The 25,874-nt window shown below is 55.6% G+C and carries 24 protein-coding genes; 10 read left to right on the top strand and 14 right to left on the bottom strand.

The window, feature by feature from the left end; translation table 11 throughout:
* Positions 1–58: 58 nt before the first annotated feature.
* From AB8B29_RS33675 to AB8B29_RS33650, 6 genes are all read right to left on the bottom strand, one after another.
* Entirely contained in the window at positions 59–475 is a 417-nt protein-coding gene (locus AB8B29_RS33675) for a DUF302 domain-containing protein (protein WP_037201645.1), read from the bottom strand.
* Entirely contained in the window at positions 472–1,239 is a 768-nt protein-coding gene (locus tag AB8B29_RS33670) for an aquaporin (RefSeq protein WP_439007067.1), read from the bottom strand. Before AB8B29_RS33670 ends, AB8B29_RS33675 begins: the two co-directional genes overlap by 4 nt.
* Position 1,240: 1 nt before the next feature.
* Complete coding sequence (locus AB8B29_RS33665) at positions 1,241–1,585, bottom strand: SH3-like domain-containing protein (protein ID WP_051964374.1); 345 nt, start codon at positions 1,583–1,585, stop codon at positions 1,241–1,243.
* On the bottom strand, positions 1,582–2,229 hold the full coding sequence (locus AB8B29_RS33660) for a nitrile hydratase subunit alpha (RefSeq protein WP_037201638.1): 648 nt from the start codon (positions 2,227–2,229) through the stop codon (positions 1,582–1,584). Before AB8B29_RS33660 ends, AB8B29_RS33665 begins: the two co-directional genes overlap by 4 nt.
* Before the next feature lies 1 nt (position 2,230).
* Entirely contained in the window at positions 2,231–2,566 is a 336-nt protein-coding gene (locus AB8B29_RS33655) for an SH3-like domain-containing protein (RefSeq protein WP_037201636.1), read from the bottom strand.
* Positions 2,567–2,699: 133 nt separating this feature from the next.
* A complete protein-coding gene (locus tag AB8B29_RS33650) occupies positions 2,700–3,536 on the bottom strand; it encodes an alpha/beta fold hydrolase (protein WP_439007066.1) in 837 nt (278 codons plus the stop codon).
* 223 nt (positions 3,537–3,759) lie between these two features.
* On the opposite strand from AB8B29_RS33650, the gene AB8B29_RS33645 reads away from it, so the two are divergent.
* Both AB8B29_RS33645 and AB8B29_RS33640 read left to right on the top strand, forming a co-directional pair.
* A complete protein-coding gene (locus tag AB8B29_RS33645) occupies positions 3,760–5,160 on the top strand; it encodes an FAD-dependent oxidoreductase (protein ID WP_037201632.1) in 1,401 nt (466 codons plus the stop codon).
* Positions 5,161–5,185: 25 nt separating this feature from the next.
* Positions 5,186–6,043, top strand: coding sequence for an alpha/beta fold hydrolase (locus AB8B29_RS33640; protein WP_113134376.1), 858 nt, complete (start codon positions 5,186–5,188; stop codon positions 6,041–6,043).
* A 146-nt stretch (positions 6,044–6,189) separates the two neighbouring features.
* On the opposite strand, the gene AB8B29_RS33635 is transcribed toward AB8B29_RS33640, so the two are convergent.
* From AB8B29_RS33635 to AB8B29_RS33620, 4 genes are all read right to left on the bottom strand, one after another.
* Positions 6,190–6,909 carry a helix-turn-helix domain-containing protein gene (locus AB8B29_RS33635; protein WP_081938864.1) on the bottom strand — a complete coding sequence of 240 codons (720 nt, stop codon included), beginning with the start codon at positions 6,907–6,909 and terminating at the stop codon, positions 6,190–6,192.
* 4 nt (positions 6,910–6,913) lie between these two features.
* Positions 6,914–7,153, bottom strand: coding sequence for a DUF2188 domain-containing protein (locus AB8B29_RS33630; RefSeq protein WP_037200430.1), 240 nt, complete (start codon positions 7,151–7,153; stop codon positions 6,914–6,916).
* A gap of 291 nt (positions 7,154–7,444) precedes the next feature.
* Complete coding sequence (locus tag AB8B29_RS33625) at positions 7,445–10,171, bottom strand: ATP-binding protein (RefSeq protein ID WP_439007065.1); 2,727 nt, start codon at positions 10,169–10,171, stop codon at positions 7,445–7,447.
* Positions 10,172–10,550: 379 nt separating this feature from the next.
* Positions 10,551–10,745 carry a hypothetical protein gene (locus AB8B29_RS33620; RefSeq protein ID WP_081938863.1) on the bottom strand — a complete coding sequence of 65 codons (195 nt, stop codon included), beginning with the start codon at positions 10,743–10,745 and terminating at the stop codon, positions 10,551–10,553.
* 197 nt (positions 10,746–10,942) lie between these two features.
* Here AB8B29_RS33620 and AB8B29_RS33615 point away from each other — a divergent pair, with 197 nt between their 5' ends.
* The 4 genes from AB8B29_RS33615 (at position 10,943) to AB8B29_RS33600 (ending at position 16,112) form a co-directional block, all read left to right on the top strand.
* Positions 10,943–11,545: an NAD(P)H-dependent oxidoreductase gene (locus AB8B29_RS33615; RefSeq protein ID WP_051964201.1), complete on the top strand. Its 603-nt coding sequence runs from the start codon at positions 10,943–10,945 to the stop codon at positions 11,543–11,545.
* Between the two features lie 3 nt (positions 11,546–11,548).
* Positions 11,549–13,441, top strand: a complete 1,893-nt coding sequence (locus AB8B29_RS33610; protein ID WP_439007064.1) for a monovalent cation:proton antiporter-2 (CPA2) family protein — start codon at positions 11,549–11,551, stop codon at positions 13,439–13,441.
* Between the two features lie 21 nt (positions 13,442–13,462).
* Complete coding sequence (locus tag AB8B29_RS33605; RefSeq protein ID WP_112440932.1) at positions 13,463–14,749, top strand: cytochrome c; 1,287 nt, start codon at positions 13,463–13,465, stop codon at positions 14,747–14,749.
* A 496-nt stretch (positions 14,750–15,245) separates the two neighbouring features.
* Entirely contained in the window at positions 15,246–16,112 is an 867-nt protein-coding gene (locus AB8B29_RS33600) for an aldo/keto reductase (protein WP_037200425.1), read from the top strand.
* Between the two features lie 105 nt (positions 16,113–16,217).
* On the opposite strand, the gene AB8B29_RS33595 is transcribed toward AB8B29_RS33600, so the two are convergent.
* From AB8B29_RS33595 to AB8B29_RS33580, 4 genes are all read right to left on the bottom strand, one after another.
* Entirely contained in the window at positions 16,218–17,456 is a 1,239-nt protein-coding gene (locus AB8B29_RS33595; protein WP_037200423.1) for an MFS transporter, read from the bottom strand.
* A gap of 79 nt (positions 17,457–17,535) precedes the next feature.
* A complete protein-coding gene (locus AB8B29_RS33590; RefSeq protein WP_037200422.1) occupies positions 17,536–18,294 on the bottom strand; it encodes an SDR family NAD(P)-dependent oxidoreductase in 759 nt (252 codons plus the stop codon).
* Positions 18,295–18,423: 129 nt separating this feature from the next.
* On the bottom strand, positions 18,424–19,242 hold the full coding sequence (locus AB8B29_RS33585; RefSeq protein ID WP_439007063.1) for an alpha/beta fold hydrolase: 819 nt from the start codon (positions 19,240–19,242) through the stop codon (positions 18,424–18,426).
* Positions 19,243–19,335: 93 nt separating this feature from the next.
* Positions 19,336–20,298: a GlxA family transcriptional regulator gene (locus tag AB8B29_RS33580; RefSeq protein ID WP_439007062.1), complete on the bottom strand. Its 963-nt coding sequence runs from the start codon at positions 20,296–20,298 to the stop codon at positions 19,336–19,338.
* Between the two features lie 240 nt (positions 20,299–20,538).
* Here AB8B29_RS33580 and AB8B29_RS33575 point away from each other — a divergent pair, with 240 nt between their 5' ends.
* From AB8B29_RS33575 to AB8B29_RS33560, 4 genes are all read left to right on the top strand, one after another.
* Positions 20,539–21,681: an efflux RND transporter periplasmic adaptor subunit gene (locus AB8B29_RS33575; protein ID WP_051964198.1), complete on the top strand. Its 1,143-nt coding sequence runs from the start codon at positions 20,539–20,541 to the stop codon at positions 21,679–21,681.
* Positions 21,682–21,686: 5 nt separating this feature from the next.
* Complete coding sequence (locus AB8B29_RS33570) at positions 21,687–24,875, top strand: efflux RND transporter permease subunit (RefSeq protein WP_092577593.1); 3,189 nt, start codon at positions 21,687–21,689, stop codon at positions 24,873–24,875.
* A gap of 258 nt (positions 24,876–25,133) precedes the next feature.
* On the top strand, positions 25,134–25,319 hold the full coding sequence (locus AB8B29_RS33565; protein WP_092577591.1) for a hypothetical protein: 186 nt from the start codon (positions 25,134–25,136) through the stop codon (positions 25,317–25,319).
* Positions 25,320–25,346: 27 nt separating this feature from the next.
* Positions 25,347–25,865 (top strand): Dps family protein, encoded by a 519-nt coding sequence (locus AB8B29_RS33560; RefSeq protein ID WP_092577588.1) that lies wholly within the window; start codon positions 25,347–25,349, stop codon positions 25,863–25,865.
* Positions 25,866–25,874: the final 9 nt, after the last annotated feature.

Here is a 25,874-nt window from a genome sequence, read left to right as displayed (position 1 = left end):
TCATTGATGAACTGGGTATAGAAAGGCGCCGGAACCGGCTGGTCGATTGGCACCGCGTTCAGGTGTTCTTGTCTAGCGAGGGCGGGACGGTGTTCATCGCCTCATCAGCGGCGCCCGCAAGCGCCTGGCTCATTTTGAGGATGACCTCTTTTGCACCCAATCCATGCCGCTCGGCGACGAAAGACGGCTCGTTGTACGAAAGCCAATGCCCTTCGGGGGTGCTCCACGCCAACGCCTTCAGTGGCAGATCAATGCCCGCCCGCTGGTCGAGCAGGAGCAACTCGGTGCCGACTTTGGGATTGCCAAAAATTGTCAGCAAAGTGGGGCCAAGATGCAATCCCACGGCTTCTGCGTCGGCAGCGAAGTCTATTCGAGCAAAAACCTTCATCCCTCGTGCGACAATCGCCCGCTCGAATGCCGCCATCGTATCGGCTGGGTTTGTATGGGTCTTCAGAACAGTCAATCCGGCGGTCATGTGAGCTTCTCCTGGGAAGAGCCAGCTGGTGCGGTGTTTCCGGCAGGCTCAGAGGTGGAACCGAAGGCGATCTTATTGATGCCGATCGCCACGACCATCCCCATCACCTGGGTTGCGACGAAAGCGATGGCAGTCATGGGCGCCAAGGCAACAGGCCCCGAAGCGAAGGCGGCAGCTAGCGTTACCGCTGGGTTGGCATAAGAGGTGGATGGAGTGGCGAGGATCGCGCTGACCAACCAAGAGCCGACTGCAAAGGGGCCGGTGTCCCATCTGCTGCTTCGTGCGCATCCCAAGACGACTGTCATCAGTCCAGCAGAGGCTACTAACTCGCTAAGGAGCATCCCGAAGGAAGGAAATTCAGGAGAGACCGTCCGAAACGGGCTTCCAAACATCTGCCCAGCTACCAATGCCCCGACAACGCCACCAATAATTTGAGCGATGACGTAGCCTACAGTGCAGTCGCCTTTACGCTCGCCCCCAAGCCACTGTGCGAATGTTATTAGCGGGTTGTAATGGCCGCCGGAAACCTTCCCCAGGGCAACGATCAAGCCAACCAGGGATCCAGCGATCGCAATCGCGATTATGAGCGATGCTGGTAACGGCTGAGCTTTCGCGAACGTCGAGACCGCGAGGCCCGACCCGACCATGGCAATCGCAAGAAGCCCGGTTCCCACGCTCTCCACAAAAGCCCGCCTAAAAAGAGACAGGGCGGGGTCGCGTTCGAAAAAGCACCGGACGTTTGCGGGAAGAGAGGTCTCGGCCATTTTAGGATGCCGATTGCTGACTTGCGAGCCAACGCCTTTCGACCTCTTCCATTTTGACTGCAAGTTCCCCGGGCGTCAGAATGCCCTTCTGGAAGAGGATGTTGGCAAATGCGGCGATCCACCGCTCATAGTAAGTGAGCTTGCCGACCATTTCAGATCCGAGTGCCTCAACACCGCGGCGCTTTTCCTCGGTGTTGATTATTTTGTGAAAGTCGAGGACGTCGGCCAGGGCATGGCAACGCTTCTCCCAAGGAAGTAGCTCGTGCTCAACGCGTTCGATTTTTCCGGCAGACTCGCCACCGATATCGTTCGGTAGCTTTTTGACGAGTAGCTCTGAGCCCATCACGCGGCCTCCTTTTCGTAGCTTACAGGGATCACGCCGATCATGGCGTCGCGTGTGACGAGGTCGGCGAGCTCGTCTTCGCTCAGAGCTTCTGTTCCAGCAGGGCGCAAAGGCAGGACCAGGTATCGGATGACAGCCGTGGAGTCGCTGACGCGGATCTCAACGTCGTCCGGGATGTGGGTGCCGAACTCCTCCAGCACCGCTCTCGGTTCATGGACGGCGCGAGCTCGGTACGGCTTCAGTTTGTACCAGTCTGGTGGCAGACCAAGGACGGGCCGGGGATAGCAGGAGCACAAGGTGCAGACGATCAGATTGTGGACGTCCGCCGTGTTCTCGAGCACGATCAGTTGCGTATCGTCGTAGAATGTGATGCCCAGTTCTTCGCAGGCGGTGCGTCCGTTTTCTAGGAGCCGTTCCTTGTAAGCGGGATCCATCCAAGCCCGGGCGACGACCTTGGCGCCGAGTGTGGGAGTTCGCGAGTCGAGGACTTCGATCTGCCTTCTGATCTCGTCGGCACCGAAAAGCTTGCGCTCAACCAGTAGTTCTCTGACAGCGGTTTCCATTATCTCGTAGTATCCGGGACGCTCGTCGGCCGTGATAGCCTCGTGAGGGTGATCATGATCGTGGTCATGGCCGTGGTCGGTCATCTCAAATCCTTTCCAGCCAATTTTCGAAAATCTCAATTCGCAAGCCATCGTTGGGCGAGCCCACATAGTCGGACCAAATCTCCGTCATCGGGATGGCGATGCGGTAGTAGTGCCCTTTGGAACCGGCGTTGCGTCCATAGGCCTCTTCTTCGTTATCAACGGCCATCGTAGGGATGACTTCCTCTACGGTTCCGAGTTTCCCGCGCAGGTAAGTTGGCACTCGGTAGTGCCCAATAGGCGAGCGGGTAGCGATCGTTACGCGATCGCCTGGCGCGAAAACGGGTACCTCGCCTAGCGCTGGCACAACTCCGCCGATATGCGTTGCCGCAGTCTGCATAAGGATTCTCCTTGAGAGCAATTGGCTTCAAAATGACTGAGCGCTAGCCACATTCTTGTAAGATGCTGTCGCCGCGGAATTCGGATTACAAAGTGGGTGAAGAACCTCGGCAACTCAAACTTGCACGCTCCATTTATACCGACCTGTAACCGTCCATGATCCAGCTTGAGACCAGTCGTGCATAGTCCGCCGAGGCATCTTCCCAAACGAAATGACCTGCCTCGACGATCTCGGCCAGGCTGTGGGGAAGAAGTCCTGCCAGGAAGTCCCCATTTGATGGGGGAGCAAGCGGGTCATCTTTGCCGGAAATAACCAAAACTGGCGTCTGAATGTCGGGAAGGAGCTTTTCGAGCCGGGGCAAATCGGTGGAATAGGCCCGAACGAAATCTGCAGCTTCGTTCCAGCGTTGGCCCTCAGAAGACAGTCGGTAGTCTTCGAGGATCTCCGTTGGAATTGTAACTCTCGCCGAACCTGAAACGAATTTCACGACCTGTTCGCCGCCGTCCGAGCCGACATATGCGGCTTTTTTCGATGCCACCACTTGTGCCAACGACTCGCCCAGCAGGGTCATGCTGGCGCCTCCGCTGCCTGCAACGATGCTCTCGAAAAGGTCTGGCCGTTTGGATGCGGCGAACAGCGCGGCCAAGGTACCCACGTCGGGTGCGATAACATGCGCCCGCTCGATTCCGAAGGCAGCCATGAGTTTTATCACGAAATTACCCATCGCGTCCGGCGACATCAAATCTTCCCGGGCTTGAGATTGACCGAATCCCGGGAGATCTACCGCGATAACGGGTCCGAGCTTGCAGAGGTCGGACCAAACGAGATTGAAAGCAAAGATACTCTCCGGCCAGGGAGCCGTCAGAAGCAACGGGACGCCATTTTCCTTCCCCGCCTTCACGTATCGTACCGACACGCCATCGACGGACAGTTGGTCGATCGTCTCGTTGATAAAGATGCCGTCAGCCATGTGAATACTCCTCATTTTCGGCGCCTTGGCCTCGACTGAATTCCTCCCAAACTCGCAGGTGAGCCCGCTCCGTTCTTTGACGATCCGGCTTTTGTTTTGAGGAGGGTATGCTTGTCTCGGCGCTGATGGCTATGAACGCTTGGTCGCGGCTAGAGATCGAATTTTACAAGACCGCGTTCTGAGATTTCCGCTTCATAGGGGCATCAACGTAACGAGGTGCACCATGAATTCGGTCGACAAATTCGACATTTTGATCTTTGGCGGTGGCAAAGCTGGCAAGACGCTGGCCATGGACCAAGCAAAGGCGGGCAAGAAGGTAGCGGTCGTTGAGGCGGGTCTCATCGGTGGCTCGTGCATCAACATAGCTTGCATTCCCAGCAAGACACTTATCCGCAGCGCCGAAGTCGCGCATTCCATGAAGGGGATTTCCGAGTTCGGGATCACAGCCGACAACGTCCGTAGCAGTCTCGATCTTGTTCGCGATCGCACCGCGCGTGTCGTGGCAGAGATGGTTGCAACAAACCAAGCCGGTTTCGACGCAAGCGGCTTCGATCTTGTCTTGGGCTGGGGTAAGTTCATCGCCCCGAAAACAATTGAGGTTGAGACCGCGTCTGGAACGAGAACTGTTTCGGGCGAGCAAGTTTTTATCAATTTGGGAACGACAGCAGACGTACCAGATCTTCCGGGTCTCGCGGGCGCAGCTCCGATCACCCACGTCGAAGCTCTGCAGCTTGGCGACCTTCCCACGAAGTTGATCGTAATCGGCGGTGGCTACATTGGAATGGAACTGGGCCAAGCGTTCCGTCGCCTGGGTTCAGAGGTCGCCATACTGGAGCGGGGACCCCGGCTTGCTCCGCGGGAAGACATAGACGTCAGCGAAGGCATTCTGAAGATCCTCGGTGGCGAGGGGATAGAGGTGGCGCTCAGCGCCTACGACCTCTCCGTTAGCGGGCGCTCAGGCGAGAGTGTCACTGTCCGTAGCGCGGATGGTCGAGTATTCGAGGGATCGCACATCCTCGTGGCCTCGGGCCGACGTCCCCGAACAGCGGGAATCGGGCTCGAACTGGCAGGTGTCGAGGTCGACGATCGAGGTTTCATCAAGGTTGACGACCATCTTCGGACGACCGCCGACGGCGTCTGGGCGATGGGTGAAGTCGCCGGAACTCCTATGTTCACCCACGCGTCCCTTGATGACTACCGCGTGGTCAAGAGCACCATGGCGGGCGGCAACCGAACCACAAAGGGTCGAATGATCCCGTACTGCGTCTTTATCGATCCGGAGTTTGCGCGGATCGGGATGAACGAAGCGGAAGCGCTCAAGGAAGGCATTGAGTACCGCGTCGCGAAGCTTCCGATGGATGTCGTGCCGCGAGCAAGGACCCTCTCACAACGAAAGGGGTTCATGAAAGCGCTCGTTGCGGTCAATTCCGACGAGATCCTTGGTTTCAGCATGCTCGGCGTGAACGCAGGCGAAGTAATGAGCGTCGTTCAAATGGCGATGCTTGGTGGTCTGCCCTTCACAACGCTTCGCGACGGGATATTCGCCCATCCAACCATCACCGAAGGGCTGAATATGCTGTTTGCGAACGTATCGGGATCAGCTGTCGTTCGCAAAGCCGCGTGACATCGATTTAATAGGACAGAGATCAATGACCTTGGAAAACGCTACAAACACCGAGACGAAATACGCAGACTTGGACGGGCGACGCATTGCCTACCGTTTGATCGGGCAGGGAACGCCACTCGTTCTTGCGGTCCGTTTCAGGGGGACACTTGATGCCTGGGACCCCCTGTTTCTCGACGAGTTGGCCAAGGACTTCACCGTTATCACCTTCGACTATACAGGCTTGGGTGCATCCACGGGAGAACCAACCTACGACCGAGCCTCGCTGGCGAGAGACGCCAAGGACCTGATCGATTTCCTTGGATACAAGAAGGTTGTGATGGGCGGCTGGTCGCTCGGAGGTGTCGTAGCTCAAGTCTTCAGCCTGACGTATCCGGAACTGGTGTCCCATCTGGTTTTGATCGGAACTGCCCCTCCAGGCCATTCCAAGATTAGCGGGGACCCTCTTTTCATGAAGACCGCGATGAAGCCTGTAAACGACCTCGACGACGAAACAATTCTGTTTTTCGAGCCTGAATCTCCTCTGAGCAAAGAGGCTGCTCGACTTTCTTACGAGCGTATAGCTGCTCGAAAAATTGACCGCTCGCCCATGATTCAGGAGGCAACGTTCATGAAGCTTCTGAGTGAAGCAAAAGACCGTACCACCATTTTCCCGGACCCGAACGGGCAGCAGATGGAGGATATGGCCGCTGGACGCCATCCGATCCTCGTCATCAGCGGCGACCGCGACATCGCTTGCCCGGTCGACAATTGGTTCGAGGTGTCGACCTTCTGGCAGTCACTTCACATCGTAACAGTGCCGCAGGCCGGTCATGCACCCCAACATCAGGTGCCTGAATACGCTGCAGACGTGATTGCGTCCTTCATCAAGCGAATCCGGTAATTCAACGCTTGCTGTGAGCTTCTAATCGCTCTTCTAACCACCATGGAGACTTAAATGCCGTTCCGAGCTCACCATTTCGCTCATCCTGGCTTTGCCATTGCTATGCCGTTGCCAGAGATGCCAAGCACCTCGCGATGCATCCGCCTTCAGATTAATCCAAGCTTAGACGCCGTTGCCACCGCTTGTGTGCGCGTTACCGCATCGAGCTTTTCCATGGCGGCCCTGAGATAGCCATCGATTGTATGATTGGAGAGCGCAAGTATCTGCCCGATTTCGCGGCTCGTTTTACCCTCGCTGGCCCATCGGAGGCATTCTCTCTCGCGAGGTGTCAAAACGTCAGTTGCCCGCGAACGCGAACTATATGAGTCTACCGCTCCCATAAGCGCCATCATAAGCATCGCCATCTCTTCGTGGCGTTCGACCCTTCGCCGACCAGACATTAGACAAACGTAACGTCGCTGTTCTGAATCCGAGAGTGCAACAGCGAACGTGAACGAGAATCCCTCGTTGATGAAAATCCCGTCTTGAGGTCTGTGACTAGGGTGAGGGGCTCGGGCGAGAAGTAGTGGCATCGTCGGCACTGGAAGGACGGTCCGCTCAAGCCTCCTGATAAGCGGGCTTTCAGTCAATAGGTTTCGAGATTTGTAGGCGTTGAGCAGATCGGTGGGCCAGTTGGTCGCCAGAACGTTGTCGGCAATCAGTGGGCGATCTGGCGCCGGGAAGGTCCCGAACAGAAAGTAACGAAAATTATAGCCCTTCAACATCGAGCGGAAACGAGATTGCAAGGCGTTAAGCCGTGCAATCTCGCTGACGATACGATCTGGATCAGAGCTCTTGGTCCTTCTATATCCCGAACGAGCAGGCATCTTGCTAACCGTCGACGACCTCAGTCTCAGGTCTGTCGGTGCCAAGGGAGTATTCGCGATGCCATTTGCCGTCGGTCGTCTCAAAAGCGATTTCGGTGTCGCGGCCTGCTATCTGCTGTCGCTGCGCCGCAATTCTTGCCGCCGTCAAGGCATCCTCATGTGTATTGAAGGGCTCTGACCAAACGTCATCAAGACGGTACGCAAAGCCACCGTCATGGGGGCCAATGTGATAGGTGATATGCATTCGAAATTCTCTCTAAGTCGCTGGAAGTCATCGCCGATTAATTAAGAAGGTCTATGTAGCGGGCGGGAACCTGGTGTGGTGCGCAACCTGCCTTTCCGAGGATTGCAAAGAGCGCGATTGAGAACATTGCTGATTTGATGATCAGCAGTGGCAACCCTGTCGAATAGCTCTCTGGCTGACTATGCTGTTGATCGTGTCGCATTTGCTAATTCGGATCGAGTGGTGATCCGATCATGCGCCGCGGATGCTTATACGATCTTGTAAGTTTCGGCCGTGACAGACGGCTGTAGACTATGCTAATTTACGTGCTGCGGAGACGTCCACGGACAAAGCTTCACCCTCAAAAAAGGAAAGAGTCTCCGCTAGCCTCTCGCGCTCTGCCCGACCATGAGATTCCGCCGCGTGTTTTGCGAGACTGGTCGCAGATCTAAGCTCCCAAAACTTTGCGCCTTGTTCGGTTGCAAGATCGTATCCACGACGTATCAGTTCCCGGCCATCTTGAGCATTTTCAAGAAGAAGTCGCTCTCCCTTCAATCGGTACAATTCTGCACGGCACCACCCCGCGTTCTTTGAAAGCGCACGATCCAACGTCTCGTCGTCGGCGAGGTGGCCGCCTGCCATAAGGCAATTTTCGAACCGGGCACCCTTCGCATTCCTAAGGCTTTGATTGAACTCGTCCGAGTTGCCCGACTGGACGGCTTTAGCGACGTGATGGAACGTCGTGGCCCATTCTTGCCACCGAAGGAGGGAGTTCTTCGTTGCTTTTTCGGCTAGATGGCTGAGAAGCCGAACTCCTAGATCATGGTCTCCCATGCCAAACGCAGTTGGACATGCGGAAACTGAAAGGAAGAGGCAGTACGAGATGGCGTGATCTAATGCGCTAGCTTCTTCAAATGTCGAGGCAAGCAATGACCTCGCCTCTGAAAGCTTTCCCTGAACCCACAGCGTCTTGACGACCGTCGATAAAGCACTGATGCGCTGATCATAACTCGCTCCGTTGTTGAGAGTCCCGCGGACACCTCCCCTTGCGAGTTCGAGTGCAATTTGCGCGTGCGTCAACCCGGCATCAAAGTTTCCGATGTAGTGGAAGTTGTGAGCAAGGAGGCGGCTCGCTGCATTCGGCAGTACGTTCCCAAAGAGGTCGTTGAAACGGTGTGCAAGTGATATCGCCTCGACGTAGTCACCATTCATGGTGTGGATTGCCGTCATTCCTCCGACCGCGCGGAGTGTGTTCATGTGGTCACGCAAATTCTCGGCAATGGATTTGGCTTTGGAAAACTCTTCGATTGCTTCCTGGTCACGTTCCGAGCTCTTGATGTGGTAAAGAGTGCCGCCATGAGAGACCCGTAGGTTCATCTCGGTAAGTGCGTCGACCTCTTCTAGCTGATCGAAGTAGGCGAGGGCGCGTTCGAGGTGCCTGAGCTGCTCAGCCATCAGGCCAAGCTGGGTCCAAATGATGTTGGAACTGGCCACAAGATCAATTCCGGCCCGCGTCTCGCCGCCCTTGGAAAATGCCCACTCTAGTGCGCTTCGGAGTTCGTGAACCAAGCCTGCGTGTTCGTTGAGCCAACTACCGGTATCGAGAACAGTCCAATCGCGCTCAGCTTCGGCAAGCCGAGCGCGGCAAAGCTTAGCGTGAGCCAATTTGCAGGATTGATCAAAACCGGAGTTGGCGAGTTTGGTCGCCGCATATTCCCTTGTGGTGACCAAGAGCCGATAGTTGCCGCCTGCTCCGGAGACGTTGAGCAAAGACTTTAGAAACAACCCGTCAAAGGCATCGTAGAATTCTTCGTCGGAGACATCCTCAGCAGCAACCCACCTTGCGTGGTCCGCAGTGAATGTACCAGCAAAAACAGAAAGCCGATCTAACAGGTCCTTTTGGGTGGGCTCTAGCGTGTTATAGCTCCAGTCCAAAGCGGCTCTTAGCGTTTGTTGACGGGGCGGTGCGGTACGACGACCTCGCCTTAACAGCGCCAGCGGGTCCGCGACCGAGCGATGAAGACTTTCGAGATCCATATCGAACGCTCGTGCGGCTGCGAGTTCGATGGCCAAGGGTATACCATCGAGCCTGCGGACGATATCGGCCGCCAAAGTCATTGCATCGGGGCGTGCAAAGTCACTTTCATCGGCCACGAGGCCCGCAAGAGAAATGAAAAGTTCTAAACCAGCATATTCTGATGCGTTTATGGTCGATGAACCCTCAGGGGGAACCTCCAAAGGTGGAAGTTGCCGTACACGCTCAAGAGACGCCCGCAATGGCTCCCGGCTTGTCGCCAAAATAGTGGTCAATGGCGAAGCCTTCAGAATTTCCTCGGCGGCACGAGCGGCTTCGTCGACAACATGCTCGCAGTTATCAAAAACCAAGAGGGTGGCGCTCTTTTGCAATTCGCCAATAATCGCTGGGAGAACATTCGAGCCGTAGACACTTAGTCCCAGCTGACTTGCCAGCGATGGCAGCAATGTCTCGCCAGTTGAGTGGGCGGCGAGATCCAGGAACAGCACCCGATACTGCTGACTTAGCAATCTGGCTACGGCTATTGCGACCGATGTTTTGCCTATGCCACCGGCACCAGCAATCGTAAGGAGCCTCGTTGTCTTAAAAAACTCAGCGGTCGTTCGTATAAAATCTTCCCTACCAAGGAGTTTGGTAGCCGTTCTCGGCAATGTCGACTTATCGATCGGATTCGCTGGACGGCTCGTCGCCGGGCGATGACTCACTCTGACAGTCGGTAGAAACTGGTATCCTCGGCTGGGCACATTTTCGATAAATTTCCGAGCTTCATCCCCGAGTGACTTCCGAAGCGAGACCAGATGGACTCTCAGCGCACCTTCTTCAACGATTGTGGTTGGCCAAACCGCCCGAATAAGCTCTTCTTTACTGACGACCTGTCCCGCCCGCGTGGCAAGTGCGGCGAGAATATCAAAGGCCCGACTACCAAGGCGCAGTGCTTTCCCATCCGCAGACAGCCTCCGATTTTCGATATCTAGCTCGAAACTATCGAAATATAAGACTGACATGCCGCCCCCAAGATTCAGCTTGGTTCACTTTTTCAGTTTTCGGGTTCTGCACCGCCGCGTCTGCCCTTACAGTTCTTAGCCGGGTCTTTCAAGAAGTTCTAATTCGTAGTTTTAGATCAAGTTTTCCCTCTTCAGCCTTGTAGAATATTGACTCATTTCTCACCAGCTCACCAGAGGTCGATGTGGTGGATCATAAACGGCCCCGTTATAAATATGCGGCTCTAAAATCGATGCCGGAAATCGACTTGGAGCCATACCGCGAGCAATAACAGGCTACGCACGCGAAACAATGACAAAAAAACGCTGGCGTGGAGTAGCGTCTCCGAAGCCTTGATCGGGATTCCGCGCTTCGCAGGATGTGTGGAGCGTTAGAAAGCCATCAGATAACAGAACCGCCGGTGCTGCGATGCCATAATGTAGGCCCAACCTGGCCGGACCCCCCGTGTTTATTCAGTTTCTGCGCAGCCTCATCGAGCAGCTTCAGGAAACTTCTGGGGTCGATACCATCGGCTCGGTTCAACAGCGCTATTAATGGATCTGACCTCATCTCAGTAATTGTAAGCGTTTCGGGCATCGAAGCCTCCTTTGACGCGTTGGAGGCTAACCCAGTCGGTGGAGAATTCTTGTCAGAATCGAGTGCGGCGTGTGTTTGCTCGCTCCTGCCGGATCGTCCAATAAATGGAGAGGCCAACCCTTTAATGACGATGACACTGTACCATTGAGGTGGTGGCGAATTGGTTTGCGAACTGTGTGGCAAGAGAAGGTACCAGAATGCGTGTCCTAGTTCTGTTTGCGCATCCCGCACAACGGAAATCGAGTATTAATCGCGCAATGGCCGATGCGGCCCGTAGAGTCGGCGGTTTGACGTTCGTTGATCTCTATGAGGAATATCCTCGCTTCCAGATCAATATCGATCGAGAGCAGGAACGCTTGCTGGACCACGATGTCATTGTCTTCCAATTCCCGATCTATTGGTATTCGACGCCTTCGCTTCTGAAAGAGTGGCAGGATCTCGTGTTGGAGTACGGGTTCGCCTATGGTCCACAGGGGAAGCTGCTGGCTGGCAAGTTCGCGCTCATTTGCGTCACCACAGGCGGCCGCGAGAGCGACTACTCGGCCACTGGCGGCAATAATTACCCATTGCGCCAGTTCCTGCTGCCTTTGCAGCAAACCGCGACGCTCTGCGGAATGAAGTTCCTGCCTCCATTCGTTCTTCACGCCGCCAATCACATCGGCACGCCGGAGGCGCAGCGACATATTGCATCATACGGCGCTCTCCTACGCGCGATAACAGCCAACCAGCTTGATCTTGACGAGGCGCTGACCCGCGACTCGATATTCCCGGCTGATTTGCCGATCATGGCGGAGCACTAGGCTATGGAGGGTTTAACGTTCTATGCCCTGGCATATCTCGCCGCAGCCGTCTTCGCCGTCATCATCTCGCGGAGGCTTGGGCTCGGTTCAGTTGTGGGCTACATCGCCGCTGGCGTGATCGTCGGTCCCATCCTTCACGTCTCTGGGGCGGGATCTGAATATCTCGAACAATTCTCGGAATTCGGCATCGTGATGATGCTCTTTCTCATTGGGATGGAAATCGATCCGCAGATGGTCTGGCGACTCAGAGGCAAGCTCATCGGCTTGGGCGGCCTGCAAGTCGTTCTGACTCTCGTGGCAGTCGGCGTCTTCGGAACGTTGTTGGGGTTCTCTTGGCAGCAAAGCGCACTGTTCGGCTGTGTCGTCGCATTATCTTCAACCGCAATCGTTCTGCAGACACTTGAAGAGAAAGGGCTCCTGGAGTCCGACGGTGGAAGGGCGAGTTTTGCGGTCCTGCTTTTTCAGGATTTGGCAGTCATTCCTATGCTGGCCTGCATTCCTATGCTTGCTTCGGTCACCACTGTCACTAACAGCGCTCATGGAGAAACATTTTTTGCGACGCTACCGGGGTGGGCATCTGCACTCTTGACGCTAGGAGCAGTTGTCTTCGTTTTGGCCGCCGGACACTATCTTTCGCGGCCCGTCTTTCGCGCAATAGCACAACTAGGCCTTCGGGAAGTTTTCACAGCTGCCGCCCTGCTAGTAGTCGTTGCCATAGCGGCACTGATGTCCGCCGTTGGCCTTTCCCCAGCTCTAGGTGCCTTCCTCGCGGGCGTCGTGTTGGCAAACAGCGAGTTTAAGCACGAACTTCAAAACGATATAGAGCCCTTCAAAGGGCTTCTGCTCGGTCTTTTCTTTATGACGATCGGTGCAAAGATCGACCTATCGATACTGCTGCAGCATTGGGCGATCGTCCTCGTCGCGACGTTGGCGATGATGTTGATCAAGGTCGGCGTTCTCCTACCATTGGCATGGCTATTCCGACTTCGGGCGACGGCAGCCTGGCTATTTGCTCTCGGCCTCGCCCAAGCGGGAGAATTCGGCTTTGTGTTGCTCTCATTGGGACGAGAACGAAATATCTTTTCGGAGGAGATGGTCTCGATTTCGATACTTGCTATCACGTTGGGGATGGTCCTGACGCCCGGTCTGTTCATCCTATTTGACCGCATCGTGACCTTGCTGGACAGTCGCGGTGCGACCCGGGCCGACGACGAGCCCGAAGAGGGCACTGTCATCGTCGCAGGACTTGGACGTTTCGGCCAAATTGTAAACCGGATGCTGCTGGCGAACGGACACAAGCCGGTCGTGCTCGATTTCCGCGCAGACGTGGTAGATGATCTGCGAAAATTCGGAATTCGGTCATTTTTTGGAGACGCGGGGCGGCCTGACCTCCTCGACTCGGCGGGCCTCGCGAAAGCGAACGTCATCGTTGTTGCAATAGACGATCAAGATCGCGCGGTTGAGATCGTGACCTACGCCCGACGAGCCAACCCGAGTATCAAGATTGTCGCCAGGGCTTACGATCGGCTGCATTACTATCGCCTCTCCGATGCTGGCGCGGATTACATCGTTCGAGAACTTTTCGGCAGTTCTTTGGAGGCCGCGGTCCTGACATTGCGGTCGCTGGGCATGCACCCCTATGAGGTCGAAAAGAGAAGAAACGTGTTTATCGAGCAAGACCTAGCTGGATTGAAACGGATGGCGCCCCTTTTTGATGGCGTCACGCCCGTATCTGACAATCCTGACTTCATCGCCGGGTTTAATGACATCGGGAAAGTCATCGAAAATGCGATGCTCGGCAACCGAACGGCGTACAACGACTTGGTTCGACGGGGTTGGACTCCGCCCGTACTCGACGATAGTCACGCTCTGAAAGCTGAGCAATCGCGGCAGTAAATTGCCACAGGAGCGGTTGGAATGAAGCGTTTTCAGAAACTGATAATTGCCGCTGTGGCTCTGGGATGCGTAGGTGGGGCGGGTGCCGGTTTCTTTTTCTTCTGGCCACATTCCCTGCCAGATGTGACAGCGAGTGCGCTGCAGCCCACCGGCGCAGCCCTGATTGCGCGAGGCGAATATCTGACGATCGCGGCGGATTGTGCTGCCTGTCATACGACAAAGGGCGGGAAACCATTTGCCGGGGGCCTACCCTTCAAGCTGCCGTTCGGGACTATCTATTCATCGAATATAACCACTGATCCTGATCATGGGATCGGTGCCTGGAGCGATGCCGAGTTCGTCCGTGCGGTCCGGTCCGGGGTAGGGGCTCATGGCGAGAATTTATATCCCGCGTTTCCGTATGCGTCCTACGCCCTAATGACGACCGACGACATCTTGGCGGTCCGGGCGTATCTGCGCACAGTTGCACCTGTGGGCGAGAACGTTCCATCAAATTCGCTTGCGTTCCCCTTTAATCAACGTTGGCTTATGCGCGGTTGGAACCTTCTCTTTCTCCCGTCTCATCCTTTCGAGAGTAACCCATCGAAGGATGAGCAATGGAATAGGGGTGCATATCTTGTAGAGGCGCTCGAGCACTGCAGCGAGTGCCATACACCGAGAGGTCTGATGTTCCAGCGCAAACAGAGCGAGGCGTTGTCGGGCAGCGAAGTTGATGGCTGGAAAGCCTGGAACATCACGTCCGATCCGGATAGCGGCATCGGCCTCTGGACCAACGATGAGATCGGCGCCTTCTTATCAAAGGGGCATGCCAACGGGCACGGGCCTGCGGGCGGTGCGATGCGTGAAGCGGTCGACCTGAGCCTGAGCAGGCTCCCAACTTCAGACATTGAAGCTATAGTCGCATATCTACGGACGGTTCCTCCAATCGAGAGCGACGAGAAGGTTCGTGTGAATCGTAAGAGCTCGATGCAGAACGCCTCGTCCAAAAAATCGGACGAGACCCTTGGCTCGCGGATCTACGCTGGTGCGTGTGCGAGCTGTCACGGGCTCAGCGGCGACGGATTGGTGAACAACCGGGCCAATATTATTGGTGCCCACACGTTAGCTGATGTCGAAGGGAGCAATTTTATCCGGGTTGTCCTTCAAGGATCTTCAGACAGTACGGCAGCGCCGGGTCGGACGATGCCCGCGTTTGGGGCGGTCTACAGTGACGCGGAGATCGCAGCGTTGGTGAACTTCGTCATTAGTGACCTTGGTGAGAAGAAAAGTGCCGTTACAGCAAATGATGTTGCGAAGGCGCGGAAGTGAACTACCAGGTCATGTTGACAAAGTGGCTCCCAAAGGGCCGGAAGGATCATTCAAGACTGCCGTTCAGGAGGTGGGTTGCGATCGGACGGACGCGGAAAGTGCACCGACAGCTTTCGCGGTTGCACCGCCGTGGTCACCCAGCGCGTTGGTCAAAGCCGCTGGACTTCGCTTACACAGCGGGTTGCCATTTGTCACGTGAGCGCCAAGAAGATTTGAATTGAACGGCTCCCTTCGTCTGAAGCGCCAGAATGTTTGCCTCTTTAGGTCACATTATCTGCTCCGCTCGACGAACGAGGATGTGTCTCTGATTGTAAGCGGACATTAGTGCGGTGCGGTTTGCATCGACTGTAATATCCGGCACCCCAGCGGCTGGTTGGCGTTTCATACCGAACCCAAAAACGCTCCAATCTTACAATAAAGTCCCGGCCAGCGCCTATACGAGGGAGGGAGGCGCCTGTCGGCAGCCGAAAATCGTCGCAATTGAGAGATCTCAGCTATGTCAGATAAGAATTCAAATGCAGCCGAAGCCGGTACCTTTGCTATAGGCTCGACGGTAGTCAATCGGTTGGGTTTCGGCGGAATGCGGATCACTGGTCGGGGTGTTTGGGGTCAGCCGCAAGACCCAGCTGAAGTCGAACGCACACTCAAGAAATTACCAGAGCTGGGCGTCAATTTTATTGACACGGCCGATTCCTATGGGCCTGGCGTATCAGAAGAACTGATCCGAAAAGCTCTCCACCCTTACACTGGGCTGTTGATTGCAACGAAAGCCGGGTTGACCCGGCCCGGCCCCGATCAGTGGGCGCCGGATGGCCGTCCCGAAAAGCTGGTAGCCCGTGCTCACGAAAGTCGCGAGCGACTTGGTGTCGAGAAAATTGGGCTGTGGCAACTGCATCGTATCGACCCGCGTGTCCCACGCGATGAACAGTTTGTCGCCATCCGAAGCCTGCTCGACACTGGCGTTATTTTGAATGCAGGCCTAAGCGAGGTCTCAGTCGAGGAGATCGAGGCGGCTTCAAAATATTTCAAAGTTGCTACGGTTCAGAACCGATACAATCTCGTCGATCGTTCCAGCGAAGATGTTCTTGATTACTGTGAGGAGAATGGGATCGGCTTTATCCCGTGGTTCCCTCTGGCAGCTGGCCAACTCACCAAGCGTGGCTCCGTGCTTGATGTTATTGCGGAGAACCACGGCGCGACCCCGAGCCAGATCGCACTGGCGTGGGTGCTGAAACGAAGCCCCGTAATCATTCCGATTCCGGGCACGTCGAAGGTAAGCCACTTGGAAGAAAACGTCGCTGCGGCAGGCATCAAACTTAGCGACGAGGAGTTCGCATCCCTCGATGCAGCAGGTCGCCAGTGACACAGCAATCAGCCCGACAAGCTCGCTTGAGTTTGTCGGGCTGACAGGAAAAGGCTGATGTTTTTGAATAACGTCATCAGGGAAACTATGCCCTCAATGCCAGTTCTATTTCCTCGCGAAAAGGTAGTTTAGCGTTAGCGAGATTGCTTCCGCGACAGCAGCTGCAATACCAATGGCCCACACAGCATCGAGGCCAATAATCCCTGCACCCAGCGCACTTCCGATCGAGAAGCCCAGGTACATTGTCGAAGTGTTCAGGGATAGCGATACCGAAGCCTGAGAAGGAGACGATGCCGCAATCAATCTGGCCATCTGAGCGGGGAAGAAGGACCAGACGCTGAAACCCCAGACGCCGATAGCCACTAAGGCAGGTATTTGAGCCGCTGCTGGACCAAGGACAGTCACCGCCGCCAAAACAGCAAACGAGCACCCGAGCAGAATGAGCGACGCCGTCACGACCCTTCCTGATCCGAACCGGTCGTTCAAGGCGCCACCGGTGGTCACACCTATCGCTGCCGCAAATCCCCACATTGAGACCGTAGCGCCAATCCCTGAGGTACCAAAACCCAAGACAGTAGTGAGGTATGGTGCGATGTAAGGGTAGGCGGTATAGGCGCCAATTGACCAGAACAGAGTGATGGCAAGCAATTTGAGAATTGGCGCTTGCCGAATGACGCCCATGCGCTCCGACAAACTTGCGACGGACATGCCTTCACCTGCCGTGCGGACGATCCCCACGATAATACCGACGATCGCCACAAGGCCCATTACAGCGACGGCGAGAAACGTGGTCCTCCATCCAAAGGCGTGACCGACCAGGGCTCCAAGCGGTAACCCCAAAGCGATCGCGATGGTCATGCCACCACTGACGATAGCAAGCGCTCTTCCTCTTCGAGCAGGCCCGGCGATTGCCCCAGCCAGAGCGTTCGCGTTCGGAACGAATAGTCCTGCTGCGACGGCCATAAGTAAGCGAGCAACCAGAAGGGTGGAGAACGTTGCAGAGAATGCCGCCACGAAGTTGCCGACGGCGAAAATAGTCATGGCAACTAACAATGTGTCGCGGCGATTTAGACGCCCAGTAATCACGGTGGTGATCGGGGAACTTATGGCCAAAGTGATCGTGAAGACAACCACGAGCATCGCGGTCGCTGACAGGCTCATGCCGAGATCAGCGGCAATTGTCGGCAACAGAGGCGCGATCATGAAACCCTCTGTGCCTATTGCGAAGGTTCCAAGCGCTAGAAAATAGGCAGGCATCAAAGATGGCGTTGGCTCAGGGGATCCCAGCGTCGAGGAAAGTGTCTCAGTGGGAATCTTCGGTGTCAGATTCAGGCGGTCAGACATGATGAGGGTACCCTTAACTGCGTTCTTCTCGGCCTTCCCGTCTAACCGGCGGGAAGGCCGATGGTTTACTGTCCAATATTCAAACGGGGATTGGGTCTGCTACGAGGGCCGCGTTGAAGTCGTGAACGAGTTGATGTTCTTTCAGGCCCGGGTTATCGCGAAGAGCCGTGATTTCTTCGACGAAGACCTCTGGAGCGTCGGTGGCGAGCCCCGCCATCGTTTTTTCGATAAACACGCCCAGCGGCATTGCCCGTGGATCGCCGCTCTTCTTAACGAGGTCTGTGTCGACCCACGGCGGAGCGATCTCTTGAACCTTCAGGTTGGTGTCACGCAACGCAAAACGCTGGGACAGTGAATAGGAATGCAGCGCAGCCTTGGTCGCGGAATACACAGCGTTTCCAGCGAGCGGAACGAACGCAAGAACGGACGTGTTGTGAATGATCGTCGCGTCCGGCTGAGCCTTAAGGTGGTCGACAAGCGCCGAAGTCAGGCGAATTGGGCCAAGAAGATTTGTCTCGATGATCTTTTGCGAAACGGAATCGTCGATTTTGCCTGCCGGATCGTCGAACGGCATAATACCCGCATTGTTGATGACCACGTTGAGTTTCGGATATTCAGAGATCAGCTTGGTCGCCACCCGCTCGATATCCGCAGCGTCGGCGATATTCAGCTCGATTCCGTCGATCCCTGGATTGGCGGCCGAGACCTCATCAAGCAGGGCTTTACGGCGACCGGCGATGATCACCTTGTTGCCAAGCTTGTGAAACGCTTCAGCAAGGGCCCGGCCAATCCCCGAAGTGCCGCCCGTGATGAAGATTGTGTTGCCAGTCATTTGCATAAGTCGCTCCATCTATTTTCGGTGCCAACTTTCTGGCTGGGCAACCGTGTTTCGATGGGAGAATGATGGCGGAGAATCGTGCTGGCTCAAATGCCATTGAAACGGCGATTTCGGACATTCGATGTCTCGTTACGCTTCGAGGAAGCGCGTTGCGTCCTCAACGAATTCTTCGGCATGTTGAAAGAGCGACGCGTGACCCGAGTCTGGGTAAACGATGAATTTCGCGTCAGGGACCTGCTGAGACAGGACAAACGAACAATAGGCGGGGGCCACAATATCTTGTGCGCCTGCCACGACGAGTATTGGCAATTTAAGTTCTCTTGCTCGATGTAGTATCCCTGGCCAACGCTTGAAGGCTTGAACTTGCTCCATAAAGGCGAGGGCGCTTACTCCTGGAGTTCTGTAGGGCTGGTTTGCGATCCGGCGGATCGAGGTTCGACCGCATGACACCGCAGCTTCCGTCTCGGGATAAAAGAGGTAGAGAAAGTCTTGTTCGTCGTTTTCCTGCTTCGCCAAAACGGTGGCAACACGGGGTTGTTGGCGCGGTCCTTCGGCGATTGCGCCTGGCGTCGCGCCGACCAGGATCATCCGACGCAATAGGTGGGGATAATCCAAGGCAAGCTGCTGGGCGACCGCGCCTCCGAGAGACCAACCCAAAACATCAGCATGGCGCGGAGCGACTTGGAGAATTACCTCGGCGGCTACGCTGGCCATGGATTTTATGCTGTTGAGCGAACTGCCCCGAGACAAACCGACGCCCGGATTGTCAAACCGCACGACTTGGTGGTCGCGGGAAAGCGACTTGATGAACGCCGGATCCCAATCGTCCATTGTGGCTCTGAAACGAGGAAGGAGGACTAGCGGTGTGCCCCTTTCTGCGCCATTGGTCCGGATGGCAATTTCACCATGCTTGGTTTGGACTGAGTGGATCTCTGGCCCTGAAGGCATTTATTGGCTCCCGACGTACCTATTGCTGGACCCATTGTAGCCAAAGTCCAGTTTGTCTCATATGACAGGTATCCGTCGTTTTAGGACTTTGACTCATGCGTCTGCTAAATCGACATCTTCGCCATCCATGAGCTTTAATGCCCGCTTCAAGCTTTGTGGTGGTTGTCCGAGTGTGCGAAGAAACGCGCGGCGCATCCGGTCTCGATCGGAAAATCCCGTGTCGCGAGCTACAATCTCCATTGGGTGGCGACCGTCTTCCAACATGGCTTTCGCGGCCTCGAGACGTAACATCTCGACCGCTTTCGCTGGTGATTGGCCGGTCTCCTCCCTAAAAAGGCGACTGAACTGCCTTGGGCTCAAGCTGACGGCCTCCGCCAGCTCCTCAACCGTCAATGGATTGCGGAGATGTTCCTTCGCATAAATCAAGGCGCGACGAATTCGGTCGGACCTTGGCTCAAGCTCCAAGAGCGCCGAGAACTGCGACTGGCCTCCAGGCCGCCTGTGATAGACGACAAGCTTCCTCGCAATCGACCGTGAAATGGCCGCGTCAAAGTCGTCCTCGATCAGAGCCAGCGTGAGATCTATCGCCGAACTCATGCCCGCGGATGTCCAGATGTTTCCATCGTGCGTGAAAATTCGATCCTCATCGACATGCGCCATGGGAAACCGTCTCTGGAGGTCGCGAGCGTGTGCCCAATGCGTAGTCGCCACCTTCCCATCCAGCAATCCCGCTTCGGCTAGCAGAAATGCTCCGGTGCAAAGCCCGGCAACTCGCCGCGATTCTGTGCCCGCTTTGGAAATGTAATCTCGCAACACCGGCGAAGAGGGGCTTGGGATCAGCTCGCCAACAACCATAAGCGTGTCGGGAAAATCACCGAGGGGTTCGGTCTCTACGCCAATCTTCAGCGACGATCGAACGGTGCCTCCCTTCTCGGACATTACCGTCAGCTTATAGGCCTCCGTACCCTGATCCTGATTGGCGAATTCAAACGCCGAAAGGGCAGCAAGACCCATGACCTGAAAACCGTCTTCAAGAATAAAGCCCACAGATCGCATCAATCGCTCCGTCTTAAAGTGCCGCATACGTCTTATTTGAGACATGGGCCTGTTTTGGTCAAGAGCGCAGTCCTAAGACCGGACATTAGTCGTTGATTGTACAATAACTAGCACTGCTGTGCTGTCAGTCTGCTTTCACAATGCCAGACCCGCATTCATGCGAGGTCGGCGTCAGCCCTTGTTACGCTGCAACTTGTGAGGTGGAAAATGAAAGCCCGAATTCTTGTATTATCGCTTTGTATGGCCGGATGGGCGGTAGCTCTGACTGACTTCGTCACTGCCCAAGAGGCAGCTCCGCAGGTGGTTGTAGCGAAGCCACTGGTTCGCGACCTGACAGACAGGGATGAATTCATTGGCCGGTTTCGAGCTGCCGAACAGGTCGATATCCGTTCGCGCGTCGGTGGCTATCTGCAGAGCATTGCTTTCAAAGACGGTCAGCTGGTCAAGGAAGGTGATGAGCTTTTTAAGGTCGACCAACGCCCCTTTGTGACTGCATTGAGCCAAGCTAAGGCCAGCCTCGCTGTAGCAAATGCGGGCTTAACCTATGCGCAGGCCCAATTTGATCGCGTTAACGCTCTGGTTAAGTCGGGGAGCCAGACGGTTGCGACCCTCGATGATCGGCGGAGGGAACTGGACTCGGCGCAAGCAAATCTCCAAGGGTCTCAAGCGAGTGTCGACCGCGCTGAGCTCGACATGACATATAGCCGGATCGTTGCGCCATTGAGCGGCCGCATCGACCGCCATCTGATTTCCGTTGGCAACCTGGTCACCGCAGACCAGACAGTCCTCACGTCGATAGTCATGCTTGACCCGATCGACTTCTATTTCGACATCGATGAACGTCGTCTTCTGAGTTACGCCGAAGCCGCCCGCAAAAACGGCTCCGTCCTGCAGAGCGGTGGCGGAGGTTTGAAGGTCTCGGTTAAGCTGGGCGACCGGGACGGGACGGCCTATACTGGCACGCTCGATTTTGCCGAAAATCAGGTCGACGCGGCGACCGGAACCCTTCGCGCCCGCGCCAGGTTTGCAAATCCTGATTTCGTGCTTCAGCCAGGGTTGTTCGGCAGGGTCGAGCTTGAAGGTTCAAATTCATACAAGGCGATCTTGATACCGGACGAGGCTATTAGCTCCGATCAAGACGAGCGCGTTGTCTTCGTCGTTGGCAAGGACAATGTCGTGTCGACAAAAGCGATTCGGCCAGGTCCGAGAATCGACGGATACCGTGTTGTCAGAAGTGGCCTCGACGGCAGCGAGAGTCTAGTTGTGAAGGGCGTCGTACGCGTCCGCCCAGGCGTTAAAGTCGACCCGAAAGAAATTACCCTTCCGCCTGAAAACAAAGATCCGGTTGAGTCAGCACCACTGACAGCCGTGAATGCGGAGTAGCTGAGATGAGGTTCGCACACTTTTTTATCGACAGGCCGATCTTTGCGTCCGTCATTTCGCTCCTGCTGATTATCGTGGGTTCAATTGCCTATTTCGAACTGCCAGTCGCTCAGTATCCGGAAATCGCGCCCCCAACAATCGTCGTCCGCACCTCATACCCAGGCGCAGATTCTCAGACGATAGCTGACACGGTGTCCACGCCGATTGAGCAGGAAGTCAATGGCGTGGAAGACATGCTGTACATGTCGTCCTATTCGAGTGCCGACGGCGCGATGACCCTCACAATAACGTTTGCGTTGGGCACTGATCTGGATAAGGCGCAGGTCCTCGTGCAAAACCGCGTTGCGATTGCGCTCCCAAGACTTCCGCAAGAAGTCCAGCGACTGGGGGTGACGACGAACAAAAGCTCGCCTGACCTCCTGATGGTGGTCCACCTGCTTTCTCCCAACGGGAGGTATGACCAACTCTATACCTCCAACTACGCGAGAAACCGCGTTCGAGATGTGCTGGTACGCCTGCAGGGTGTCGGCGACATTCAGATCTTCGGCGAACGCCAATACGCTATGCGCATCTGGCTGGACCCGGAAAAGCTCTCCTCTTACGGCATGACATCGAACGACGTCGTGAGTGCTTTGCGTGATCAGAACGTTCAGGTGTCCGGCGGCTCAATCGGAGCTCCTCCGGCAGCGGTCGACAATCCGTTTCAGTATACCGTCAGGACAGATGGCCGCTTCTCCGACGCCCGACAATTTCGATATGTCATCGTCAAGTCGACAGCCGACGGGCGACTTGTGAAGCTTGAGGATGTTGCTCGCATTGAGCTTGGAGCCCGCGATTACGTTACCAACGCCTATGTGAACAACAAGCCAGCGGTGGGCATGGGCATCTTTGCCCGGCCGGGGACGAACGCGCTGGAAACGGCGGCTCAGATAAAATCGATCATGAAGGACCTGTCAGCTCAGTTCCCTCCTGGTCTTGAGTATCGCATCATCTATGACACCACCGACTTCGTGGCTTCTTCGATCGATGAGGTTTACCGCACCATCGGCGAAGCGATTGTCCTCGTCGCGCTCGTGGTTCTCATCTTCCTCCAGTCCTGGCGAACCGCGATAGTGCCCATCGTTGCCATCCCGGTCTCTCTTGTCGGTACGTTCGCCTTCCTCGCGGCGTTTGGCATGTCTCTGAACATGCTGACACTGTTCGGCTTGGTGCTGGCAATCGGCATTGTGGTCGACGATGCGATTGTCGTAGTGGAAAACGTTGAACGAAACCTCGCCGCCGGTATGAGCCCGCGGGGGGCAGCTCATCGGACGATGGACGAGGTCGGGACGGCCGTCGTCGCTATCTCGCTCGTGCTTATCGCCGTGTTTGTGCCAACCGCCTTCATTCCCGGAATTTCCGGACAGTTCTACAAGCAGTTCGCAGTGACCATCTCGATCGCAACGGCGATCTCGGCAGTCAACTCGCTGACATTGTCTCCTGCACTGGCGGCACTGGTGCTGAAGAGGCATGAACACGAATCTGCAAAGCGAAGCATCGCGGGAAGAATCGGTCATAAGTCGGCGGAGCTCTTCAACCGCGGCTTTGACAGAGTGAGTAGTGCCTATTCCACAAGCATTCGTCATATCGTTAGTACGAAGACTGGACTGACTTGTGCCTTGATTGTCTTCCCATGTTTGTTGGTCGCCACATGGTTCTTGAGCACGAAGGTGCCAAGTGGGTTCATTCCGATCATGGACCAGGGCTATGCAATTGTCGTAGTCGAGCTTCCCGACGGAGCTTCGCTGGAACGAACTGATGCGGTGATCAAAAAAGCGGGCGAAATCGCGAGGTCGACCCCAGGCGTTGCTAACGCCGTTCAGTTCGCCGGGTTCAGCGGCGCAACATTCACCAACGCATCTAATGCAGGCGTGATTTTCACACCGTTCAAGTCATTCGACGAGCGGTTGAAGAGCGGGGACACATCAACGAAGATTATTCAAACCCTTTACAAAAATCTCCAGGCGGTCGACGAGGCCTTCATCATCGCCATTCCGCCGCCGCCAGTGCAGGGCATCGGTAATTCCGGTGGCTTCAAAATGCAGGTGATGGACCAGGACAGTTCCAGCATGACGCGTGCGCTCGCGCTCGCAAGACAGATGATGGTGATGGCCAACAAGACGCCGGGCTTGACTGGAGTCTTCACAACATTTTCTGAATCGAGCCCGCAATATTTCTTGTCGATTGATCGGGATAAGGCACAGTTCTTGAATGTTCCGATCCCCAACATCTTCGAGACATTATCGAGCAACCTTGGTGTATCATACGTCAACGATTTCAATGCTTTTGGCCGTGTCTATCAAGTCCGAGCTCAAGCTGACAAGAAGTTCAGACTTGAGAAAGATGACATGCTTGATCTGAAAGTGCGTTCCGCAACCGGTGCTCTGGTGCCGCTCGGAACCCTCGCAGATATACGGGAGGCAAGTGGGCCTACTTTGGTGCAGCGGTACAACATGTACGTTTCCGTCCCGCTCCAGGGAAATGCCGCTCCCGGCGTCTCGACAGGCGAGGCAATTGCCAAGATGCAAGGCATTGCGGCGCAAGTTCTTCCGCCAGGCACTACGTTCGAGTGGACCGAGCTCGCTTATCAGGAAACGCATATCGGAGGCAGCGCGATCTGGATCTTTGCCCTTTCCGTAGTGTTCGTTTTCCTGGCGCTGTCGGCGCAGTATGAGAGCTGGATCCTTCCACTGGCAATCATTCTGATCGTTCCGCTTGCGGTCCTCGGAGCTCTCACGGGTGTTTACCTGAGAGGCATGGATAACAACGTTTTGACGCAAATCGGCTTTGTTGTGCTGATTGGTCTCGCGGCCAAGAACGCAATCCTGATCGTTGAGTTCGCTCGTCAGGCCCAAGACAATGGTAAGTCGGCGGTTGAGGCCGCAGTTGAGGCAAGCCACCTGCGCCTCCGGCCGATCTTGATGACCGCCTTGGCGTTCATCTTCGGTGTGCTGCCGCTAGCCATAGCGGAGGGCCCCGGCGCAGAGATGCGTCAGTCACTTGGAACAGCAGTGTTTAGCGGCATGCTCGGTGTAACGGTGTTTGGTCTCTTTCTAACGCCGGTCTTTTATGTGGTTCTTCGGTCGAGATATTCGCCGCGGACAGCGGAAAAAGATGACAATGTGCTCATTGAGCATCAACAAGCCGCCGAGTAATTCCCTATCGCAACTTCCATGCGGCGCCCTTTGGGCGCCGCTTCTTTTGGTGTCCTATATGCGGCCCCGAAAAGGATGGTGAGCTTGCTGGTTCGAGACAGCGATCTAGTCGCTCGGTGCCGCGACATCCTAAATGAGTGGTCAGCTATCGATCTTCGAGATTGATAAGCGTCCTTGCCGACGGCGCAGGAGCTGAAATGTCCAAGATATTTTCGTTGCATTTCGCAAAGATCACCAAAGGCAAAAGGAGATCTAGAAATGGACAGCAAAAATTGCGGCAGTCGACCCGAGATCCGCGATGGCATCGAAGTCATGCCCGAGATGGTCGATTTGCCACCTGAGTGGCGCCAGGCAAAGCGCACCACAGCAGATGAACTCGTTGATGAGGCGCTACTGGAGTCATTCCCCGCAAGCGATCCAATGGCATCGGGCAGAATGGAATGAACTCTAGAAACGCAGAAGGAGTTTTCAATGGACCAGATCGATAACTTGCACCGCGCCGCTGCGCTTAAAACGCCGACTGGGTTGGGCGGGGAAGCGGTGAAGGACATTTCTGCTGCTGCCACAACGCTGCTAGCTGACGTCTTCGCGCTTTATATTAAGACCAAGAATTTTCACTGGCACATGTCGGGGCCGAATTTTCGGAGCTATCACCTGCTTCTTGATACCCATGGCGAAGAACTCTTTGCCATCACGGACCCCTTGGCCGAACGAGTTCGAAAGCTCGGCGGTACGACACTGCGTTCCATCGGCGATATAGCGCGACAGCAGCGTATCACAGATAACGACGCAGAATTTGTTCACCCGCATGAGATGCTCGCCGAGCTACGCGAGGACAACGGTGTTCTCATCGCCAGGATGAGGGCTCTGCATGAGCTCTGCGATGAATATCGCGATGTTGCGACCGCCAGTCTGCTCGAAAACTGGATCGACCAAGGCGAGATGAGGGTGTGGTTCCTCTTTGAGACCCTTCGTTCCACAAACGGGTGACCTTTAGCC

It is taken from the genome of Rhizobium sp. 11_C7_N12_5 (genome assembly GCF_051811145.1).
GTDB lineage: Bacteria > Pseudomonadota > Alphaproteobacteria > Rhizobiales > Rhizobiaceae > Rhizobium > Rhizobium lusitanum.
This window is presented reverse-complemented; position numbering and strand designations above follow the sequence as displayed.

Excerpts from the sequence above, each read along its gene's own strand:
- AB8B29_RS33675 (WP_037201645.1), bottom strand. The coding sequence starts at position 475 with ATGACCGCCGGATTGACTGTTCTGAAGACCCATACAAACCCAGCCGAT.
- AB8B29_RS33670 (WP_439007067.1), bottom strand. The coding sequence starts at position 1,239 with ATGGCCGAGACCTCTCTTCCCGCAAACGTCCGGTGCTTTTTCGAACGC.
- AB8B29_RS33660 (WP_037201638.1), bottom strand. The coding sequence starts at position 2,229 with ATGACCGACCACGGCCATGACCACGATCATGATCACCCTCACGAGGCT.
- AB8B29_RS33655 (WP_037201636.1), bottom strand. The coding sequence starts at position 2,566 with ATGCAGACTGCGGCAACGCATATCGGCGGAGTTGTGCCAGCGCTAGGC.
- AB8B29_RS33650 (WP_439007066.1), bottom strand. The coding sequence starts at position 3,536 with ATGGCTGACGGCATCTTTATCAACGAGACGATCGACCAACTGTCCGTC.
- AB8B29_RS33645 (WP_037201632.1), top strand. The coding sequence starts at position 3,760 with ATGAATTCGGTCGACAAATTCGACATTTTGATCTTTGGCGGTGGCAAA.
- AB8B29_RS33640 (WP_113134376.1), top strand. The coding sequence starts at position 5,186 with ATGACCTTGGAAAACGCTACAAACACCGAGACGAAATACGCAGACTTG.
- AB8B29_RS33635 (WP_081938864.1), bottom strand. The coding sequence starts at position 6,909 with ATGCCTGCTCGTTCGGGATATAGAAGGACCAAGAGCTCTGATCCAGAT.
- AB8B29_RS33630 (WP_037200430.1), bottom strand. The coding sequence starts at position 7,153 with ATGCATATCACCTATCACATTGGCCCCCATGACGGTGGCTTTGCGTAC.
- AB8B29_RS33625 (WP_439007065.1), bottom strand. The coding sequence starts at position 10,171 with ATGTCAGTCTTATATTTCGATAGTTTCGAGCTAGATATCGAAAATCGG.
- AB8B29_RS33620 (WP_081938863.1), bottom strand. The coding sequence starts at position 10,745 with ATGCCCGAAACGCTTACAATTACTGAGATGAGGTCAGATCCATTAATA.
- AB8B29_RS33615 (WP_051964201.1), top strand. The coding sequence starts at position 10,943 with ATGCGTGTCCTAGTTCTGTTTGCGCATCCCGCACAACGGAAATCGAGT.
- AB8B29_RS33610 (WP_439007064.1), top strand. The coding sequence starts at position 11,549 with ATGGAGGGTTTAACGTTCTATGCCCTGGCATATCTCGCCGCAGCCGTC.
- AB8B29_RS33605 (WP_112440932.1), top strand. The coding sequence starts at position 13,463 with ATGAAGCGTTTTCAGAAACTGATAATTGCCGCTGTGGCTCTGGGATGC.
- AB8B29_RS33600 (WP_037200425.1), top strand. The coding sequence starts at position 15,246 with ATGTCAGATAAGAATTCAAATGCAGCCGAAGCCGGTACCTTTGCTATA.
- AB8B29_RS33595 (WP_037200423.1), bottom strand. The coding sequence starts at position 17,456 with ATGTCTGACCGCCTGAATCTGACACCGAAGATTCCCACTGAGACACTT.
- AB8B29_RS33590 (WP_037200422.1), bottom strand. The coding sequence starts at position 18,294 with ATGCAAATGACTGGCAACACAATCTTCATCACGGGCGGCACTTCGGGG.
- AB8B29_RS33585 (WP_439007063.1), bottom strand. The coding sequence starts at position 19,242 with ATGCCTTCAGGGCCAGAGATCCACTCAGTCCAAACCAAGCATGGTGAA.
- AB8B29_RS33580 (WP_439007062.1), bottom strand. The coding sequence starts at position 20,298 with ATGCGATCTGTGGGCTTTATTCTTGAAGACGGTTTTCAGGTCATGGGT.
- AB8B29_RS33575 (WP_051964198.1), top strand. The coding sequence starts at position 20,539 with ATGGCCGGATGGGCGGTAGCTCTGACTGACTTCGTCACTGCCCAAGAG.
- AB8B29_RS33570 (WP_092577593.1), top strand. The coding sequence starts at position 21,687 with ATGAGGTTCGCACACTTTTTTATCGACAGGCCGATCTTTGCGTCCGTC.
- AB8B29_RS33565 (WP_092577591.1), top strand. The coding sequence starts at position 25,134 with ATGGACAGCAAAAATTGCGGCAGTCGACCCGAGATCCGCGATGGCATC.
- AB8B29_RS33560 (WP_092577588.1), top strand. The coding sequence starts at position 25,347 with ATGGACCAGATCGATAACTTGCACCGCGCCGCTGCGCTTAAAACGCCG.